The following is a 15,321-nucleotide window of genomic DNA, read 5'->3' on the forward strand; positions in this document are numbered from 1 at the left end:
GAATCAATGAGGAAAAAAATTAAAAATAAACGTTAACTTCAGCACCAAAATGAGTCGATCTCGTGCACTTGATTTGCACTGCTCAGTTTAATCCGCCGCAGGTGGTATACATTGACCGCCCTATCCAATCTACTGCGGTACTGGTTATACCTCCAATAGACATGGTACAAATTCCTTTGACGACATTGTTGTTGTTCAGATATACAACCTTGAAAGACTCATGAAGTTCGATATGGTCTTTGTCCCAAAAGTCATAGATGATTCGGTTGGCATCCTCGGATGACTTGATTTTTAATTTTTGATTGTTTTTACGATTGCCTTTGTAGCTAATTTTGATTTCTCTTGCTCGTTCCATAGTTTTTCTATTTTGATGGCGAGCGTTACCCGAATTTTGACTGAATAAGCCAAATACTTTCATTTGGTGTTTCATTCAAAATTTGGAGCTTGCAAGTCAAAATAGAAATACTGGATAAGGGTTGATGAAATATGGTTGTATAAGCTTCAATTTGAAAACATTTTACTTAAATGTCGGCTAGATGACCTAAACTAGTATGTTGGGAAGTATCCTTTTAGTGTCTAGTGAAAATAAATAGTTTGTATTATTCAAAACACTTTTAAGTATCAAGCTTGCACGTATATATGGTGTATATGGTATATTTTTTGTACATTTATGATTTAAATTTATGCCATGAGAAAGAACATTGACATTGACGAAACCACGTTGACCAAGTTAAAAATACTTTCTGCCTTTGAAGGTATGACTGTAAAGGGTTTGATGGAAAGAGCGGTTTCCTACTTTATAGAACAAAAAGAGAAAGAGCGTTTGGGCAAAATGACAGATGAAGAAAAAGAGGATTTGGGGCTACTATTACTAATGCAACAGGCTGACAGAAGCGAAACTGTCAGCGAAGATGAAATAATGAAGGAATTGCAGCGTAAACGATGAAGATAGTATACTTAAAGACCTTTCTTAAAGACATTAAGAAAATCAAAGACCCTAAGTTAGCCCTGAAAGTCGAACAACTAATTCTAGAAATAAAATCAGTTGATTCGTTGGAAGATTTGAAGAATGTTAAAAAGATGAAGGGTTATTCTATTGCCTACCGCATCAGAATAGGTGATTACAGAATGGGTATTTATAAAGAATCCGACTACGTAGAAATCGCCCGTTTTTTGAAGCGCAGCGATATTTATAAGGTTTTTCCTAAATAGATAATAGCTGCCGTCTCAATTGTATAATAATCTTTTTTGCACTTATGCACCAAATACATATTCATTTTCCATGTTTTGAGGACTTTATGGACAATGCCATAACTTTCACTATCGAAATGCCCTATGTACCGAGGATAGGTGATTGCATTTCCTTGGATAGCACTCTTTACGAACACCTTGAAAGAAAAATAGAGAAAAGTGATGGGCTAAGAAAAAAATATAAAAGATGGATTTTTGGAAACGGATACTGCTCTTTTGATGATGCTAGTGTAGTAGTGGAGTTATCCTATCTAGAGGCCAAAAAGGAAATTCATATAGAGCTAGGAGAAATATTAGACGAGAAGCAAAAACACGAGTATTAATGGTTTTTATCCTTTTGTTCCCATAGAATGATACCACCGTACCAAGAGTTAGATCATTAACCTAGATTTAAAACAGACATGATTTCTAGGATGATAACCAGTACTTAACGAAGATTTTCTGGACAGGAATTAGACAACTTTAGCTTATGCAAAATAATGACATCTTTTAAAGATGCTAATTGTTCGATATTTCTAATATGATAGGACTCCTCTTTTTTCGGCAAGAAGGAGTTCAATTTATTTTTGAGTAAGGTTTTGTAGTTTACTTCGATTTCTAAATAATATTTCAAAAAATTACTCGTCATATTGAAGTTTTCAAAGTATACAGGTCTTCCATAGACCCACAAAATCCAGTCAGAACTTCTTGAATAATAGCGTAATTTAGGTTGCATATTCAAATCGGAAACCACCCTATACAAGCCATAGAATTCTTTATCAAGGTAATATTCGGTAACTGGTACTTCAAGATATTCTAGTTCAAAAAACTTGGCAATCGTGGCTCTGTGATTTCCGCCTGTTATGAAGTACTTATCATCGTATTTTGAAAAGGAGATACCCCCATCATTGTATTTCTTGGCAAATGTAGAGCTATCCCAATTTCTGGCTTCAAATCGTTTTAGGCATCCTAAAACTTCTAACCACATCTTACTGTGGTAATCGGGATGCCTTGTGCCAACAATTCTATTGGTAGGTACTTTTTGGTTTTTATTGTGCTTACTTGGAATTATTTGCCAAAAATCATAAAATGGCATGTCTTTTTCATCTAAGCATTGTTTGAAATGCCATTGTTTGAATTTAAGCGTTGAATCGAGAATGCCCATCCTTTCCAATCCACAATTTGCACAATAAGCTTCATCTGCGTAATTCATTTTCGGCTTGCATAAAATTTATTCTTTGTTTTCTATGGCTATATGTATGTGAATGGCACCTACTATATGATCATAATGAGAACTATTTTTGCTTACTTTCAATTAGGCTAAGTCTAGCCTCTAAACTTTCAACTTTATCGACAAGTTTTTGCTCTTTTTGGTTGGACTTTTTTAGAATAAAAACGGCAGAGAAAACTATCATGAATAAAGAAATCACTAGCATTATTTTTGGGATTATTGTATTATCCCAAAAAGTTGTACGCTTATTGGCCATAAGTATTTAATTTAGAATCTATTCCTTTAAAATTAGGGAAAAATTCATGGATTGAATATAATCGAGGTTAAATAAGCTTACTTGATTGCTGATTAAGATGTTTTACTAAAATGCTTTTTTGACCTTCCCATCCAGCTTCATTTTCTTCAATGAATAGATTTGACAAAGCAATATTTACTAGAGTTTCATAAGTAAAATTCATATCGCATTTATGTATTTTTGACATAAGTCTGAAAAGAATATAGTATTCAAAGTTGATTCCATCAATTCTAAATATTTTGTTGGATTTGTCGGGAAATTTGAACCACTCTGAAAGAGTTAAATCTTCAATAAAAGACTTGTCAAATTTCTTGTTCGTAAACTTCACATCGCGATTATGTTTCGGCTTGAAAAGCTTTATAAATAAATCTTCTGCATTGTAGCTCCATTTAGAAAAGATAATCTGAGAAGTTTCATAGAATACCATTTTACCTTTATGATGGCATGCTATTCTTTGTTGCACAAAGTTTTCTGTTTTACCAACATAGATAATTTCATTCTTACTATTTAGAAATAGATAAATTGTAGTTTCCATGGTTTCTTTTTTTTGGAAAAAAATAATCATATCCCATCAAATATCTAGCAATGTATTAACTACTTTCGGTTTGATAATATTCTGAGCTTCAGCAATTATCTTATGATAATTTTTAATTATTTCATCAAAATTTACTTCTGGCATGGATCTTAAATTTTCTGGAATGTCAATTTTTGATTTGTCGTATTTGAACCTATGACCAATGAACTCTCTAGGGCTTCCTTCTGCGACAATGCCATAAAACTGACCAGTATCAGCTTTTAAAATTTGATTGACTTTTAATCGCTCCCGTTCTTGTATGCTTTGGCTTTTTCCTCGACTATCGTTTGAATTTAGGTGAACAATTTGCCCTGAAGTGCCAGTACTCTTATTGGACAACCAATACATTTTATCTTCTTTGCTAAAAACGGATTGGATTATTTCAGCGGTTTTGGTATTCGATGTTCGTCCATAGAATTGATTACCCAGATTGGCTATAATTACCTGCGCCTTATCGCTTCCGTATTTTTCGACAATCTGACTATAATCCTGTGTACCGAATACTGTTGAAATTTTGTTGCTTCTACCCGTAGCGGGCAACTGTTCAAAATTTGGAATATATAGCGTGGGAGCTTCGTCAAGTATAATTGTACTTGGTAATTTGTCCGGTTTGTTCATCAACTTGGCTGCCACCGAAATAATTAATGAGATTGCAGGGGAATACGTTTGGGGCAAGGAACTATCATTACCGATACATAAAAATTTTGGCGATTCAGGGTTATTCAGATCTAAGTTCAAATCGTTACCGGATAATAACCAGAATATTTCAGGGTTGTTCAATCTGGAAAGGGCGGTCTGCAACGTTGATATGACGCCGGCTACTTGTTTTTCAGCCCCTCTATTCATGGCCTGTCTAAGACTTACAACCATGCCAGCCGTTTCAGGGTCTGAACTAACTTTATCAAGCAATTGTTGCGTATCAGCTTCTAAAACCAAGCTTATTATATGTGGTAAGCTACATTGTTTTGGATGATGCTTTTTAATAAACCAAATTATGCCAGTCAAAATACTTTGAGCATCCCTATCCCAATATTTCCGTTCCTTAATTGTTTCTGGCAAAAGATTATTGATTATCACTTCGCTATATTCGAACGCATAAGGAGCTTTCAAGAGGTATTCTGGGGCTAATGGATTTAATCTATGACTTTTCAATGGATTTAAAAAATCCAAAAAATAAACGTCTAAATTCTGCTCTCCCTTTTGTTGGTGGTGATAATAGTATTTTGTTAGTTCTGTACTTTTAAAGTCGTACAATATTCCCGTAATCGACTTTTTTACTGCATTTTTTATGATTGGCTTAAAAAGGCTTTCTGATTTCCCAGAACCAGCACCCCCTTGAATATATATGCCGCGCATTGGATTGTTTAAATAAATTTTAGATGGTCTTGCGTCAAACACTATACCTTCTTTGCATAATCTTATTTTTTTATGTGCAGAAAGTTTTTTGTTTGATTTTCTAGAAATCAATATGGACATCACTATTTGGCAAGCTATTAAAACATCCATTATAAGGTAAATCTGTTCAATATCGTATTGCAGTTCATATATGTTTAAGGAGAATAGCAAGTTTACCGCCGTCATTTGCAAGAACGTTCCAACACTCAAGAAAAGAAAAGCCTTTGACCAACGTTTTGTGAATCTGTATAGTACTATATATAATAAAATTGGGTTGATTGTAAAGTAAATTCCTAATCCAGAATTCATTAGGAATTCTCTTGTATGAAGCGTAGTTTCGAAATCCAATTTGGTATTCATTCCGAAATCGGTGCTATAAAAAATTGAAACAATCCCCATCGCAAAACAGCCAATTGGAAAAATTGCCAATACTGCATAGAAGTAATACTTAAGAAATTTGAATATCATTGACGCTATCATAACCCTAGTGATTTATCATTTGACTGTTCTTTATTTTTAACATTCGATAATCTAGATTGCAGTTTATCCTTTTCCATGGCCGTGCCATTTTTGAGTGTATTTTGATTCTCGAATTTTTCTAGTTCATTTCTTTTGTACCCAAAGGAATTGTCAAAGGTTTTTTCATTATTTGTTATCCAAGCCTTTCTGTCAAAACCTACTTTGTATGTATTGTTCCCAATAGTCCTTTGCTTGGATTTTTCATTCGATAAAGGGCTTAATTTCATCTTCTGGGTTTTGTCCTTTCGGCTGACAATGACATGTACATGGGATTGAAGCCCCTTTTTCTTATCTCCCGATTTCTTTTTCCCATTTATCACTTCGGCATCCGTTCCCTTGTATTTTCTAGTATGCTCTATTTTAGCATAATACACCAAGTCATTTCCGCTTTCCAGTCCCTTGTTTTGTCTACCAAAATTTCCGGCATAATTGTCCATGACTTTTCTTGAATAATCTTTTAAATAATTATTGTAGCGTTCAAATTCTTCCCTGTTCATCTGCCAAGTATTTTGTATTGGCTTTCCGCTAGTTGCCTTATCCGCCAAATGCTTCAATTCATTTTTGCTAAAATTGATTGTCGGTGAAAAAAACTTTGCATCTTGTTTACCGAGTTTGGAGATATTCGCATCAATCTTTTCCTTTACTTCAAAACCCCTTATATTGTCGGAATAGGCATTGAAAAACTGCTGTTGTCTATTTCTCATATCGATTTCTCTTTCCCGATTTGTTTCGGATAATGCCATTTTTTCAAGTTCTTGGTTTTCCTTATCCAAGTATTCCACTAAGCTCGATGAGCTTCCTGTGTTGTTCGAGGCCAAACTGCTATGTGGTTTGCTTATCGGCATTAATTGAATATTTCCTTTATTCTTTGGTTTAGTCCAGATTTGCCCCTGCCATCTAGAAAAGATGCTATTTCAATAAGGCAGTCTTTATGTTTCGTTAATTCGCCTTTCACTAAAAGCGTTCGGTTTTTGTCCGCATCATTTATTTTTCCTAGTACATCTTTAAGGCTATTGGTTAGCTCAACTAATTCTAATTTTTGGTTTTTGCTGTTCATATAAACTTCATCTTTCAGAGGTTTGAGAATATCCCTTTCCTGGACTTTAAGAAATGACACTATTCTTTTATCAAGTATCTTTATCATTGTCGATGGGTTTTCGTTTATTGCATCCTTTGGATTTATTCCGGTACGTTTAAAATACCTTATCATAGCCTCTGTCAAAGCTCCGATAGGACTTCCGTAGGTTAGTGAAAGCTGCTTCATATCCTTATGGCTTCTTTCTGATATTATGATGCTTTTCTTTTTCATTTTATAACTGTACACTTTGGTATTCAATTAGTTACAAGTCGGATTATATTCTGGTTATAAATAGTTATAATCTTAAAAGTTCTTCAAACCCCAATTTTTATTGGGGTTTTGGCCCCGCAGGGCAAGTCGGAGATAGGGGCATCGCCCCTGTCCGACTTGCTCTTTTCAAGACCTACCGCCGTCTACTTCCTCCACCTAGTTCAATGAAATTGAACATCTCAAAAATTCTATCGTAAACCTGAGCACCGTACATAGCTTCTAAAGACCTTGTTGAAAGGTTGGTTGTTATATATGTCTTTGTACCATTCTCCTTAAAAATGTTATACCTTATTTGCAAAAGCCTCTCGAAAAGATTCTCTTTTATTCCCCAAGACTGAGCAATTTTTTCTGTTCCCAAATCTTCAAAATGAACAGTTCCCTTGCTGTACTTTTCAATTACTTTCTCTCCCAATGAATTAAATTCGGACACCACGGTATGAACTGAAACATTCCTAAACCATAAACTTTTATGCTGATAATGTTTGCCGATGCTTCCTATAATATCAAAAACCGAACTCTTGCCTGTTCCGCATGGCCCATAAACCAAAAGCCCCTTCCTTAACTCTCCGCCAGTAGCTTTCTCAAACGAAGGATTGTTTGAAAAATATTGGCTGATAACATCCAAAAATTGTCGATTATCCTTATCAACAATAAATGGCCTATCCATTCTATTAAAGTATGTCTTACCAAATGTCCATAGCAACTTTTTAAATTGCGCTGTCTGTAGTTCCTTTGCTTTTTCATGCGCTTGTTTCAACATAATTTCATCCTCGGTTTTAATATGTACTTTCAAATTCCGACCTAAACTATTTTCCATGGTAATATGTGTTAACAATTGAACGGATATTGTTATTTGCGACTAGCAATTAGGACTTCACGGTTTTTACGCGCTAGTTTTAAAAGTTCTGATTTGGAAAAGAAAATAGAGCGGCCTATTTGGTAGTAAGGGACTTTGCCTTTTTTCTTCCATGAAATCAGGCTTGTTATGGATATACCTAAAAAGGCAGCTGCCTCTCTTTGGGTCAACCTATCTTCCTTGACATTGATACCATCATCGTTGATATGTTCGGTCTTACGAATCTCTTCGACCACCATTTTCACGATGCGCTTTAAATCTTCCTTATTGTGCGTGTAAAACAGTACGTTACCCATGCTAATTCATTTAAGTTTAACTTGGAGCTAAACTCAATAAAAGTTGGGTCACCAGAAATTGGAATGAGGTATATTCTAATCTTGAAGACCACAATTAATTGATAACAAGTATGTTGAATTTTTAAAAAGATTTAATCAAAAAATGAAGATTCTAATTTTTCATTTCATTCAAGAGAGCAATCTCGCTTGTCAAACCTTGAAATGATAGCTTAATGCTTTGAATGTTATCGGGATTGTAGGATAGTTTTTTTAGGATATGGTAAAGATTACTTTGAGTCATACCCTTACTTTTTAATGAACAATTATTGGCTATAATCTTAGGTATGGAAACCTTTGGGTTATACTTTATATATTCATGTTTTTCGAGCAATAGTAAAAACTCAAGCATAGTTTGATTGCTTAAGTTCACCGTATCGGGAATCGGTTGACCTACTTTTTCCGTCGAAGTATGGAACAATTCAATTATTAGTTGGTTCGCAGAGCTATCAATTATTTCGGAACTTAAATCTAAATTCGATTTTTTAAGCAAGTACTTGAACCCTTTCTTTACATGACTTATATTTCTTAAAATCCGAATCTTAGAGTTTTTTAATTTCTGAAGGATTACTTCTTTTCTTTTTTCATCTTCAACAATTCTTGAGGCAAGATTCTTCTGATTTAATTTTTCAATATTGTCGAGTGGTAGACCAGAAATAAAGTCTGAATAATCGGATATTTTATTCGTGTATCCTTCAATACCATAATAAGCGTTGTACGTAGATTTATAGTATTCTCCATCATCAATTGAATAACCACTAAAATAGTTTTCAATTAAAGGGAAACGGTTATAATTTAAACGGTTCTCAAGTTCCTTTATTAAGGCAATAAACTTTTGTGCATATCCTTTTACTAACTTAGAGTGGTCAATTAACATCAATTCCCTGCTCAATAATTTTTTCCATTGTTCATAATTGAAAAGAATTGGTGATAACATTAAACAATCATCGTTCTGGTTTATTACGCTCAGATTGGAATCGACGAGGTACTCCACACTATTCAATAGGTTCATGCTCTTGAACAATTGTATTGACGATTGTAGTTCAACGTTGATATCAAAGAAATAACCTCTTATAAATGCCTCACATATATTTATGGATTCTTCTAAATTGACATGCTGGAACTTTTTGTTATAATATTTTTGTTTGGTATGGATTCTATAATTGATTTCTTCGATAATCAAGGCGTGTGCTTTATGATACAGCTTTCTGGGTTCATTTAGTTTGACAATATGTGCCAAAATCAACAAAATCCTTTCAAAAGGGGATTGGGTTTTTAAACTCGTAAGAAATCCTTGGGTTTCAGGAATAATTCCGAATTCTTTACTTTCAATAAAATTCAAAAAATAATCTTCTGATAGCTCAGAGATTGGTCTAAACTCTATGATTTTCTCATTCTCGTCTTCAAATATTTTAACATAGGTATCGGTGTTCCCTTCATTTTCAACAAATTCCTTTCGTACAGTTTCAATACTCTGATAACTTGCTGCCTCTTCAAGTATTATATCCACTTTATCAGATACTATTTTGTATTTTTTTATCATAAAACTGTACAATAAGTTTTAGTTCTTTCAAGATAGTAATAAGTTGACAAATCTAAGCAAGGGCAAGGCAAGTGCATAACTTTCGGAGTTCCCCCGTGAGGATCCGCGACCTACTGGATGAAGCTGTGCAGAAGTGGTCCCACGGAAGGGAACGGAGAAACGTTTTGCTCTTGTGCGCGGTTTCGAGGATGTTGGAAATTAAGGAGACCGCAAGACTTCCAAAGGTATCTAAGCCTTGCGGGACACTCGGTGTGTCTTAGAGACGGATTAATTTTCAACTTCCGCAGGAACATGGCCAGATGCATCAGGGATAGTGTGTAAATGCATTGAATGCAGTTTTTAGCGTGTTTTGTATGAGGAAGCCAATGCTACCGGAATAGTTAAAAAGCTTAATACCTTTGAAAATAATCGAAACCAAACCCCGTCCGATGCCCTAAACCTTTTTAAATATCGTATTTCTGTACTCGGTCTTGACCACTTCGTACAGCTCCCCTAAACGTCTATGGAAATCCGGGGTCATTTCCATCGTAAACGCCCTGAATCCTACTTCTAGTTTCTCTCCTGCAACGACCCTGCCCTGCACCAAGAAAGCATCGGGTTTGCTGTTCAGTTCTGTATCCATCATCTGCTCGTATGGATGGGCGGCGAAAGTCAATGTATTCTTTACATGCGGTGCTATCTCAAAAATTACCCTGAACCCAATATTCCAGTATTCTTTTTTGTACTTCATTTTTCATTTCCAAAGCATCTTTTACGGTTGGGGATTATCTTCAAATATAGGGTGTTGCCCTCGAATTTTGATTTTACTATATTTATAAAAAAATAAAATGGTACTCGCATTAATTTATAAAGGCTCCATGTTTTAAGTATTAACTTAAAACATAGTAATGGTGAAAAGTCAAAAAAAATTCGGAAAGGCTTTTGGTCTGAACGAAAAAGGATTGATAGATTTCCCAAAGAAAATATCCAGCGTAAGAATTTCCAGAATCAAAAATGTGGATAAAATGGGCGGCTGTTCTTATTGCTTTCCACATGGAATAGATACAACCAATTCTAAGCATTCAAAATTCACAAGAAACTGGAAGAAATATAGGCTAAAACAATATAAATCTTTAAACTTTGGCAATCAGAATTAATTTAATGTTAACCTCATTTTTCTACAGCAAAAAGAGGTTTTTCAATTTTTTTGGGTTTATAAAACAAACCTTCCATTGTTCCTGTTTTGAATTCTATTAATACTACATATATTGTCCATAGAATTGTGCGTTTCATCAAAAAATGGATTAAAAAAGCACACTTTGAGTGTCCTTTGTTGTACTTTAGTGACAGATTTAAAATTATATTAAGTAGGAATCTACGTTAAATAATGTTAATAGAAGTTGGAGAAATAAAAGTGATGTAAGGTCAAAAAAGCAAAAGAGCTAGGTAAATTTGGGTAATTATTAACCCTATAATTTATTTAGTTATGAAAGCACAAAAATTGATTTTTGCAGTGGCCGTATTGTTTACAATTGGATTATCAACTTCTTGTACAAAGAGTGATATTGCAGAACAGGACGAGCTGTACGAGCAGTCCATCGAAAGAGATGAAATTACGGAAGACGACGTTGTATGAGTTAGTGGTAGTGGTCGGTATCATTGTGGTATCGACCCTACCTTATTTTCATGACTTGGTTGCTGATAGGTCGGGCGTAAAGCCCAACGTTCCCGTTATTGGTGTGGAATCTTTTCTTACTGGTAGCGACGGGAAGATACTTGGGTTCAGTTCCTATCGTGTTTTTCTATATACCATCATGATTCACTTGTTCGCCCATGTCGGTTTTCTTGGTTGGATGATGGATGCAAAAGGGAAATTTTACCGTATTGCCCTGCTTGTTCCGGTAGTACTTAGCGGTTATACTTTGGCCGTAATATTGTTCAATGCCAGACAGGGGCCTTTTAATGATGTAAACACAAAATTTATAATAACGATAGTAACATCCCTTGGGGTGCTGGTTTACTATATCCTTGACCACAGAAATAAATTGAACCTCAAAAAATCCAAATCGAATCATGCGAGTTCTGAGGTGGGCAATTAGATTACATTTTCACTCCAAAGAAAAGCTTTGGAAGCTTTTCGACGCTTTTAACGAAGATAAAATCTACGTTGCTAATGTTAGTGACATACTTCAGAAATATATTGATTTCAAAATTGATGATATAGAGGAATTCGCTGCAACATATACCTACGATTTCCATGATACAAGGCGGATTCTAGACAATAAAAAAAGTAAGGAACACATGTACAATCGGGTATATAAAATGATGAAGGCACTTGAAGAAAAAGGGAGCCTTGACCGCTAAATCTTTCCGATATATTTTTCCATGCGTACACCGGATTTGAATATATGTTTTCGTAAAACAACGGATTCTTGCTTACTCCATTGCGGTTCTTTCAGGTATTCCAATTCAACAAAAAACGTATTTAGGGCATATAGCGCAAAGGAACTGGTTCCATTGTGAAGATGTGTTACCAAATTGCCATTTACCATGACTTTGGTCATTTGCTCTTTGGTGTCCAACATGAGAAAATCGTAGAGGGTCATATGATGGGCTGCTTAATGATTAAGCGTGTGTTGTAAAAGTAGTAAAACCTTTACAAATTAAAAATATTTTTGTGGGTTTTAAAGCCCACATTAATTTTTAGTAATCTGCGCAACTTGCGTAGATGGACGAAATGGATTTTTTAAGGGCGTTCGGAAAAAGATTGCAGCAACTTCGCAAATCTAAAGAACTAAGCTACCGTAAGATGTCCACTATGTGCGATATTGATTATAGCGACATATCAAAAATCGAAAAGGGTCAAGTCAATATACAGCTTTCTACAATTTTGGAACTTTCCAAAGCCTTGGAAGTAGAACCAAAGGAATTTTTTGAGTTCAACAAGGACTAGCAACTTCGTGGCTAGATAAAACGGCAACTTGACTTACTAGTGTCTATTAATAGACCTAAATCAAAATAATAATTGTTAAATAAATTGATTTAGGAATCAATAGTCTTTTTAGTACCGAAAAAGGTTCGTTTTATGACACTACAACGGTTTGTGTATGAAGCGTTGGCATTTCTAAGCACTTCATTTTCAGTTTACCGTAATGTTTATTTATAACTGTAATGTTCATTTAACCACTTATTGCCCAATGATTTATACACGTTGTTGTGCGTAGTTATTTATTATCATTCCTGATTATTTCGCCTTCTTTCATTACAAAATGAACTGTCCTTATTGACTCAATGTCGTTAAGTGGGTTATTTTTAACTGCAATTATATCAGCATAGTAAGAAGATTCAAGGATTCCTCTTTCTTTATCAATTCCTAAAAGTTCAGCCGCTTTAATAGTCATTGTCTGCAAAATATATGAAGCAGGTATTTCCGCTGCTTTCCACGTTTCTAAAACTTTAAGACTTGATTGTACACGGTTTAATTCTGGCAGGTCAACAATAATATCTGTCCCAAAAGCCATTGGAGTTCCGATTTTATAAGCTCTTTTAAGTCTGTCCACAAGCATATTATTTAATGCTGTTGCTGTCACAGAGTCCATGCCATAAGCATACCAATTGTCATAAGAGAAGTCTGTACCTACTAAAAATATCCCTTTATCTTTCATTAATTGAAGCTGTTCATTGTTCAATTGAAATCCATGTTCTATTCCAGCTGCACCACCAGAAATTACATTTGTTGCTGCTAATCCTCCACCCGCGTGAACTGTAACTTTTATGTTATATTTTTTAGCCTCGTCAACAGCTGCCTTAATATCTTCTGCATTATAAATTCCATTATCGCCTGTAACCATTTTAATCACAGTTGCACCATTATAAAGATTCTTTCTTACAGCTTTCTTTATTTCATCAGGAGTATCTGCATCTATATATTCAAAATTCCAAAAAAGTTCATGTTCAGGGTTTATTCCACTAGATTGTCCTCCATAGGGCGCAATTATTTTACCTGCATATATAATAGTAGGTCCTTGTATCCAGCCATTCTTAATTGCTTTGATAACATCAGCGGTGGCATAGTTAGCATCATTACCTATTTCTTTAATAGTTGTAAATCCGTTGTCTAAAAATTGTTTGGCAACCACTGAACCTCTTATTGCACGGAGAGATGTGCTTTCGCTTGCATACATCTGTTCCATCTGAAGGTTTCTATAAGGAAGGTTAGCAGTTATATGAACATGGCAGTCCATTAATCCAGGTAAAACCCACGAATTAGATAGGTCAATTATACTGTCAGTATCACTAAATTTTGGATTGGTTCCAATTTCTTTAATTTTTCCATCTTGAATGACTATGATTTGGTTCTCTAACATTTTACCATTTCGAGCATCGAAGAAATGACCTGCCTTAATCACAGTGTTTTGTGCATTTATTGTTAAAGAAGTTATCAGAAAGGCTAAAAGAAATATTATATTTTTGGTCATTATTTTTTCAATTTTTATGGTTTAGAATGAGTTTGGTTTTAATTACGCACAATGGGCTTTGTTTATGGCGTGTGAGGCGTGCCTCACCAGGAGCCATCATTACGCCTCATAGGTTATAAGTGTAGTCGATGGCCGTACCTTTTGCTCCAGTGCCAGTTTAAAATTAGGGAAAACTNGTAGTTGCGCAGCAATTACTTATAGCCAATGTTGTGTTTAGTATTTTTGTAGTTCTCAATTATTTTTAATCCAAAATCATTTACCCTTTTCCATTCAGTAAATTCAATTGGTTCTTTCGATTTTGTCGGACCATTCGTAATTAGCATTATCAATTTTATCATTATTCTATCTAAAAAGGAATATGAGTTATAATCCAATTTTCCTGCAAAGACCTGCAAGAAATCTGCTTTCCATTCAATCTTGTCTAAAAATTTAATCATATAAGGATTTGTGCTTGTTGAGTTCTTATCTTTTTTTCTTGCTACAAGGTTTACAGAAAAAAAAGCAGTTTGAATTTGATTGAGTTTATTCAAATTCGCCAAAATAAATTCTGACACCTTATTTTTATGTTTCCCATACCTAATGCTTGCTCCGATAATAAGTGTATGGTATTGCAATAAATCATTGTTAAAATTGTCAATTGGGTACAATTCAGTTTCGATTTGTTGTTTTTTAAAAATTAGGCTCAATTCTTCACATATCTTTTTGGTTTGTCCATCTACGGAAGAATAAATTATAGCAATCTTTTTTCTCATTCTTTAGAGATTACTACTTTTTTCTTTATCAAAGCATCTTTTTCTAAACTTTCTAACAAATGGTTCGCAACACTTTTTCTGCTTATTAAAATGCTTGGTTTAGGCTTATTGTCAAAAGTTTCCCTTATTCGTTCTTCTCTTTTTGAATTCGTCAATCCCACAGGTCTTACGATTGTCCAGTCAACATCAGAGTTAGAAAGTATTTTTTCTTGTCTTTCGTGGTCTTTATAAGCAACTCCAATATTACTGTTGTTAATGAACCATTTAAACCATTTTGGGATATCATTTTTTGTTTCAGCAACGCCCCAAGCCGAGCATATAGAAATTCGTTTTATGTTATGTTCTTTGGCAATTGGGACGAGCTTAGTTAGTACGTCTGAAAGGTAAGTTTTTGGTGTTCTTAAACTTGCCCAAGGAAAGTCAGATTTTCTTGAAATATTTAAAACACTAATTATATAATCGCAACCAGAAATCGCTCTATTCAAATCATCTTCATTGTTAGGAATACCCTCAAAGATTGTCACTCCCTCGCTTTTTGGAATTCTATTAGATTTTCTTGATAAACAATTTACTTGATAGCCCTTATTTAATGCTTTTTTCAACACCAATTTTCCTGTTCTTCCTGTGGCTCCAAGTAATAGTAGTTTCATTCTTTAATATTAAACACAATGGGCTTTGTTTATGGCGTGTGAGGCGTGCCTCACCAGGAGCCATCATTACGCCTCATAGGTTATAAGTGTAGTCGATGGCCGTACCTTTTGCTCCAGTGCCAGTTTAAAATTAGGGAAA

The 15,321-nt window shown here is 34.5% G+C and carries 23 protein-coding genes; 8 read left to right on the forward strand and 15 right to left on the reverse strand.

What is annotated here, in order from left to right; translation table 11 throughout:
- Positions 1-82: 82 nt before the first annotated feature.
- Positions 83-355 carry a DNA repair protein RadC gene (locus tag ACFSQJ_RS10245; protein ID WP_377766868.1) on the reverse strand — a complete coding sequence of 91 codons (273 nt, stop codon included), beginning with the start codon at positions 353-355 and terminating at the stop codon, positions 83-85.
- Between the two features lie 333 nt (positions 356-688).
- Here ACFSQJ_RS10245 and ACFSQJ_RS10250 point away from each other — a divergent pair, with 333 nt between their 5' ends.
- The 3 genes from ACFSQJ_RS10250 to ACFSQJ_RS10260 are packed head-to-tail and all read left to right on the forward strand — an operon-like array spanning position 689 to position 1,574.
- Complete coding sequence (locus tag ACFSQJ_RS10250) at positions 689-946, forward strand: hypothetical protein (RefSeq protein WP_339142037.1); 258 nt, start codon at positions 689-691, stop codon at positions 944-946.
- Positions 943-1,212, forward strand: coding sequence for a type II toxin-antitoxin system RelE family toxin (locus ACFSQJ_RS10255; protein WP_339142035.1), 270 nt, complete (start codon positions 943-945; stop codon positions 1,210-1,212). The genes ACFSQJ_RS10250 and ACFSQJ_RS10255 overlap by 4 nt, the downstream gene beginning before the upstream one ends.
- 44 nt (positions 1,213-1,256) lie before the next feature.
- Positions 1,257-1,574, forward strand: a complete 318-nt coding sequence (locus ACFSQJ_RS10260; RefSeq protein WP_339142034.1) for a hypothetical protein — start codon at positions 1,257-1,259, stop codon at positions 1,572-1,574.
- A 104-nt stretch (positions 1,575-1,678) separates the two neighbouring features.
- On the opposite strand, the gene ACFSQJ_RS10265 is transcribed toward ACFSQJ_RS10260, so the two are convergent.
- From ACFSQJ_RS10265 to ACFSQJ_RS10310, 10 genes are all read right to left on the reverse strand, one after another.
- Positions 1,679-2,443: a hypothetical protein gene (locus ACFSQJ_RS10265; RefSeq protein ID WP_339142033.1), complete on the reverse strand. Its 765-nt coding sequence runs from the start codon at positions 2,441-2,443 to the stop codon at positions 1,679-1,681.
- 82 nt (positions 2,444-2,525) lie between these two features.
- On the reverse strand, positions 2,526-2,717 hold the full coding sequence (locus ACFSQJ_RS10270; protein ID WP_377766869.1) for a hypothetical protein: 192 nt from the start codon (positions 2,715-2,717) through the stop codon (positions 2,526-2,528).
- 67 nt (positions 2,718-2,784) lie between these two features.
- Positions 2,785-3,291: a GIY-YIG nuclease family protein gene (locus ACFSQJ_RS10275; RefSeq protein ID WP_339142031.1), complete on the reverse strand. Its 507-nt coding sequence runs from the start codon at positions 3,289-3,291 to the stop codon at positions 2,785-2,787.
- A gap of 36 nt (positions 3,292-3,327) precedes the next feature.
- Complete coding sequence (locus tag ACFSQJ_RS10280; protein WP_377766870.1) at positions 3,328-5,193, reverse strand: type IV secretory system conjugative DNA transfer family protein; 1,866 nt, start codon at positions 5,191-5,193, stop codon at positions 3,328-3,330.
- Between the two features lie 8 nt (positions 5,194-5,201).
- Positions 5,202-6,089 (reverse strand): DUF5712 family protein, encoded by an 888-nt coding sequence (locus tag ACFSQJ_RS10285; protein ID WP_339142028.1) that lies wholly within the window; start codon positions 6,087-6,089, stop codon positions 5,202-5,204.
- Entirely contained in the window at positions 6,089-6,553 is a 465-nt protein-coding gene (locus ACFSQJ_RS10290; protein ID WP_339142027.1) for a BfmA/BtgA family mobilization protein, read from the reverse strand. The genes ACFSQJ_RS10285 and ACFSQJ_RS10290 overlap by 1 nt, the downstream gene beginning before the upstream one ends.
- Before the next feature lie 172 nt (positions 6,554-6,725).
- Positions 6,726-7,409, reverse strand: a complete 684-nt coding sequence (locus tag ACFSQJ_RS10295; protein WP_339142026.1) for a hypothetical protein — start codon at positions 7,407-7,409, stop codon at positions 6,726-6,728.
- Between the two features lie 32 nt (positions 7,410-7,441).
- Positions 7,442-7,744, reverse strand: a complete 303-nt coding sequence (locus tag ACFSQJ_RS10300) for a helix-turn-helix domain-containing protein (protein ID WP_339142025.1) — start codon at positions 7,742-7,744, stop codon at positions 7,442-7,444.
- A 151-nt stretch (positions 7,745-7,895) separates the two neighbouring features.
- Positions 7,896-9,323: a hypothetical protein gene (locus ACFSQJ_RS10305; RefSeq protein WP_339142024.1), complete on the reverse strand. Its 1,428-nt coding sequence runs from the start codon at positions 9,321-9,323 to the stop codon at positions 7,896-7,898.
- A 433-nt stretch (positions 9,324-9,756) separates the two neighbouring features.
- Positions 9,757-10,053: a hypothetical protein gene (locus ACFSQJ_RS10310; RefSeq protein WP_339142022.1), complete on the reverse strand. Its 297-nt coding sequence runs from the start codon at positions 10,051-10,053 to the stop codon at positions 9,757-9,759.
- Positions 10,054-10,210: 157 nt separating this feature from the next.
- Here ACFSQJ_RS10310 and ACFSQJ_RS10315 point away from each other — a divergent pair, with 157 nt between their 5' ends.
- The 4 genes from ACFSQJ_RS10315 (at position 10,211) to ACFSQJ_RS10330 (ending at position 11,666) form a co-directional block, all read left to right on the forward strand.
- Entirely contained in the window at positions 10,211-10,459 is a 249-nt protein-coding gene (locus ACFSQJ_RS10315; RefSeq protein ID WP_377766871.1) for a phosphate ABC transporter substrate-binding protein, read from the forward strand.
- 329 nt (positions 10,460-10,788) lie between these two features.
- On the forward strand, positions 10,789-10,938 hold the full coding sequence (locus tag ACFSQJ_RS10320; RefSeq protein ID WP_377766872.1) for a hypothetical protein: 150 nt from the start codon (positions 10,789-10,791) through the stop codon (positions 10,936-10,938).
- Positions 10,910-11,401, forward strand: a complete 492-nt coding sequence (locus ACFSQJ_RS10325; protein WP_339142020.1) for a hypothetical protein — start codon at positions 10,910-10,912, stop codon at positions 11,399-11,401. Before ACFSQJ_RS10320 ends, ACFSQJ_RS10325 begins: the two co-directional genes overlap by 29 nt.
- A complete protein-coding gene (locus ACFSQJ_RS10330; protein ID WP_339142018.1) occupies positions 11,376-11,666 on the forward strand; it encodes a hypothetical protein in 291 nt (96 codons plus the stop codon). The genes ACFSQJ_RS10325 and ACFSQJ_RS10330 overlap by 26 nt, the downstream gene beginning before the upstream one ends.
- On the opposite strand, the gene ACFSQJ_RS10335 is transcribed toward ACFSQJ_RS10330, so the two are convergent.
- Positions 11,663-11,908: a hypothetical protein gene (locus ACFSQJ_RS10335; RefSeq protein WP_339142016.1), complete on the reverse strand. Its 246-nt coding sequence runs from the start codon at positions 11,906-11,908 to the stop codon at positions 11,663-11,665. The genes ACFSQJ_RS10330 and ACFSQJ_RS10335 overlap by 4 nt on opposite strands.
- 122 nt (positions 11,909-12,030) lie before the next feature.
- Here ACFSQJ_RS10335 and ACFSQJ_RS10340 point away from each other — a divergent pair, with 122 nt between their 5' ends.
- On the forward strand, positions 12,031-12,255 hold the full coding sequence (locus ACFSQJ_RS10340) for a helix-turn-helix domain-containing protein (RefSeq protein ID WP_339142015.1): 225 nt from the start codon (positions 12,031-12,033) through the stop codon (positions 12,253-12,255).
- 271 nt (positions 12,256-12,526) lie between these two features.
- On the opposite strand, the gene ACFSQJ_RS10345 is transcribed toward ACFSQJ_RS10340, so the two are convergent.
- The 3 genes from ACFSQJ_RS10345 to ACFSQJ_RS10355 form a co-directional block, all read right to left on the reverse strand.
- Positions 12,527-13,780, reverse strand: coding sequence for an amidohydrolase family protein (locus ACFSQJ_RS10345; RefSeq protein ID WP_377766873.1), 1,254 nt, complete (start codon positions 13,778-13,780; stop codon positions 12,527-12,529).
- Between the two features lie 191 nt (positions 13,781-13,971).
- Positions 13,972-14,532 carry a menaquinone-dependent protoporphyrinogen IX dehydrogenase gene (hemG, locus tag ACFSQJ_RS10350; RefSeq protein WP_377766874.1) on the reverse strand — a complete coding sequence of 187 codons (561 nt, stop codon included), beginning with the start codon at positions 14,530-14,532 and terminating at the stop codon, positions 13,972-13,974.
- Complete coding sequence (locus tag ACFSQJ_RS10355; RefSeq protein WP_377766875.1) at positions 14,529-15,182, reverse strand: NAD(P)-dependent oxidoreductase; 654 nt, start codon at positions 15,180-15,182, stop codon at positions 14,529-14,531. Before ACFSQJ_RS10355 ends, hemG begins: the two co-directional genes overlap by 4 nt.
- Positions 15,183-15,321: the final 139 nt, after the last annotated feature.

It is taken from the genome of Croceitalea marina (genome assembly GCF_042684265.1).
GTDB lineage: Bacteria > Bacteroidota > Bacteroidia > Flavobacteriales > Flavobacteriaceae > Croceitalea > Croceitalea marina.

What these genes read in the sequence shown, in the direction of transcription:
- ACFSQJ_RS10285 (WP_339142028.1), bottom strand. Translation starts at nt 6,089, where the DNA reads ATGCCGATAAGCAAACCACATAGCAGTTTGGCCTCGAACAACACAGGA.
- ACFSQJ_RS10315 (WP_377766871.1), top strand. Translation starts at nt 10,211, where the DNA reads ATGGTGAAAAGTCAAAAAAAATTCGGAAAGGCTTTTGGTCTGAACGAA.
- ACFSQJ_RS10280 (WP_377766870.1), bottom strand. Translation starts at nt 5,193, where the DNA reads ATGATATTCAAATTTCTTAAGTATTACTTCTATGCAGTATTGGCAATT.
- hemG (WP_377766874.1), bottom strand. Translation starts at nt 14,532, where the DNA reads ATGAGAAAAAAGATTGCTATAATTTATTCTTCCGTAGATGGACAAACC.
- ACFSQJ_RS10255 (WP_339142035.1), top strand. Translation starts at nt 943, where the DNA reads ATGAAGATAGTATACTTAAAGACCTTTCTTAAAGACATTAAGAAAATC.
- ACFSQJ_RS10330 (WP_339142018.1), top strand. Translation starts at nt 11,376, where the DNA reads ATGCGAGTTCTGAGGTGGGCAATTAGATTACATTTTCACTCCAAAGAA.
- ACFSQJ_RS10295 (WP_339142026.1), bottom strand. Translation starts at nt 7,409, where the DNA reads ATGGAAAATAGTTTAGGTCGGAATTTGAAAGTACATATTAAAACCGAG.
- ACFSQJ_RS10265 (WP_339142033.1), bottom strand. Translation starts at nt 2,443, where the DNA reads ATGAATTACGCAGATGAAGCTTATTGTGCAAATTGTGGATTGGAAAGG.
- ACFSQJ_RS10305 (WP_339142024.1), bottom strand. Translation starts at nt 9,323, where the DNA reads ATGATAAAAAAATACAAAATAGTATCTGATAAAGTGGATATAATACTT.
- ACFSQJ_RS10250 (WP_339142037.1), top strand. Translation starts at nt 689, where the DNA reads ATGAGAAAGAACATTGACATTGACGAAACCACGTTGACCAAGTTAAAA.
- ACFSQJ_RS10245 (WP_377766868.1), bottom strand. Translation starts at nt 355, where the DNA reads ATGGAACGAGCAAGAGAAATCAAAATTAGCTACAAAGGCAATCGTAAA.
- ACFSQJ_RS10355 (WP_377766875.1), bottom strand. Translation starts at nt 15,182, where the DNA reads ATGAAACTACTATTACTTGGAGCCACAGGAAGAACAGGAAAATTGGTG.
- ACFSQJ_RS10310 (WP_339142022.1), bottom strand. Translation starts at nt 10,053, where the DNA reads ATGAAGTACAAAAAAGAATACTGGAATATTGGGTTCAGGGTAATTTTT.
- ACFSQJ_RS10335 (WP_339142016.1), bottom strand. Translation starts at nt 11,908, where the DNA reads ATGACCCTCTACGATTTTCTCATGTTGGACACCAAAGAGCAAATGACC.
- ACFSQJ_RS10260 (WP_339142034.1), top strand. Translation starts at nt 1,257, where the DNA reads ATGCACCAAATACATATTCATTTTCCATGTTTTGAGGACTTTATGGAC.
- ACFSQJ_RS10290 (WP_339142027.1), bottom strand. Translation starts at nt 6,553, where the DNA reads ATGAAAAAGAAAAGCATCATAATATCAGAAAGAAGCCATAAGGATATG.
- ACFSQJ_RS10325 (WP_339142020.1), top strand. Translation starts at nt 10,910, where the DNA reads ATGAAATTACGGAAGACGACGTTGTATGAGTTAGTGGTAGTGGTCGGT.
- ACFSQJ_RS10300 (WP_339142025.1), bottom strand. Translation starts at nt 7,744, where the DNA reads ATGGGTAACGTACTGTTTTACACGCACAATAAGGAAGATTTAAAGCGC.
- ACFSQJ_RS10345 (WP_377766873.1), bottom strand. Translation starts at nt 13,780, where the DNA reads ATGACCAAAAATATAATATTTCTTTTAGCCTTTCTGATAACTTCTTTA.
- ACFSQJ_RS10340 (WP_339142015.1), top strand. Translation starts at nt 12,031, where the DNA reads ATGGACGAAATGGATTTTTTAAGGGCGTTCGGAAAAAGATTGCAGCAA.
- ACFSQJ_RS10320 (WP_377766872.1), top strand. Translation starts at nt 10,789, where the DNA reads ATGAAAGCACAAAAATTGATTTTTGCAGTGGCCGTATTGTTTACAATT.
- ACFSQJ_RS10275 (WP_339142031.1), bottom strand. Translation starts at nt 3,291, where the DNA reads ATGGAAACTACAATTTATCTATTTCTAAATAGTAAGAATGAAATTATC.
- ACFSQJ_RS10270 (WP_377766869.1), bottom strand. Translation starts at nt 2,717, where the DNA reads ATGGCCAATAAGCGTACAACTTTTTGGGATAATACAATAATCCCAAAA.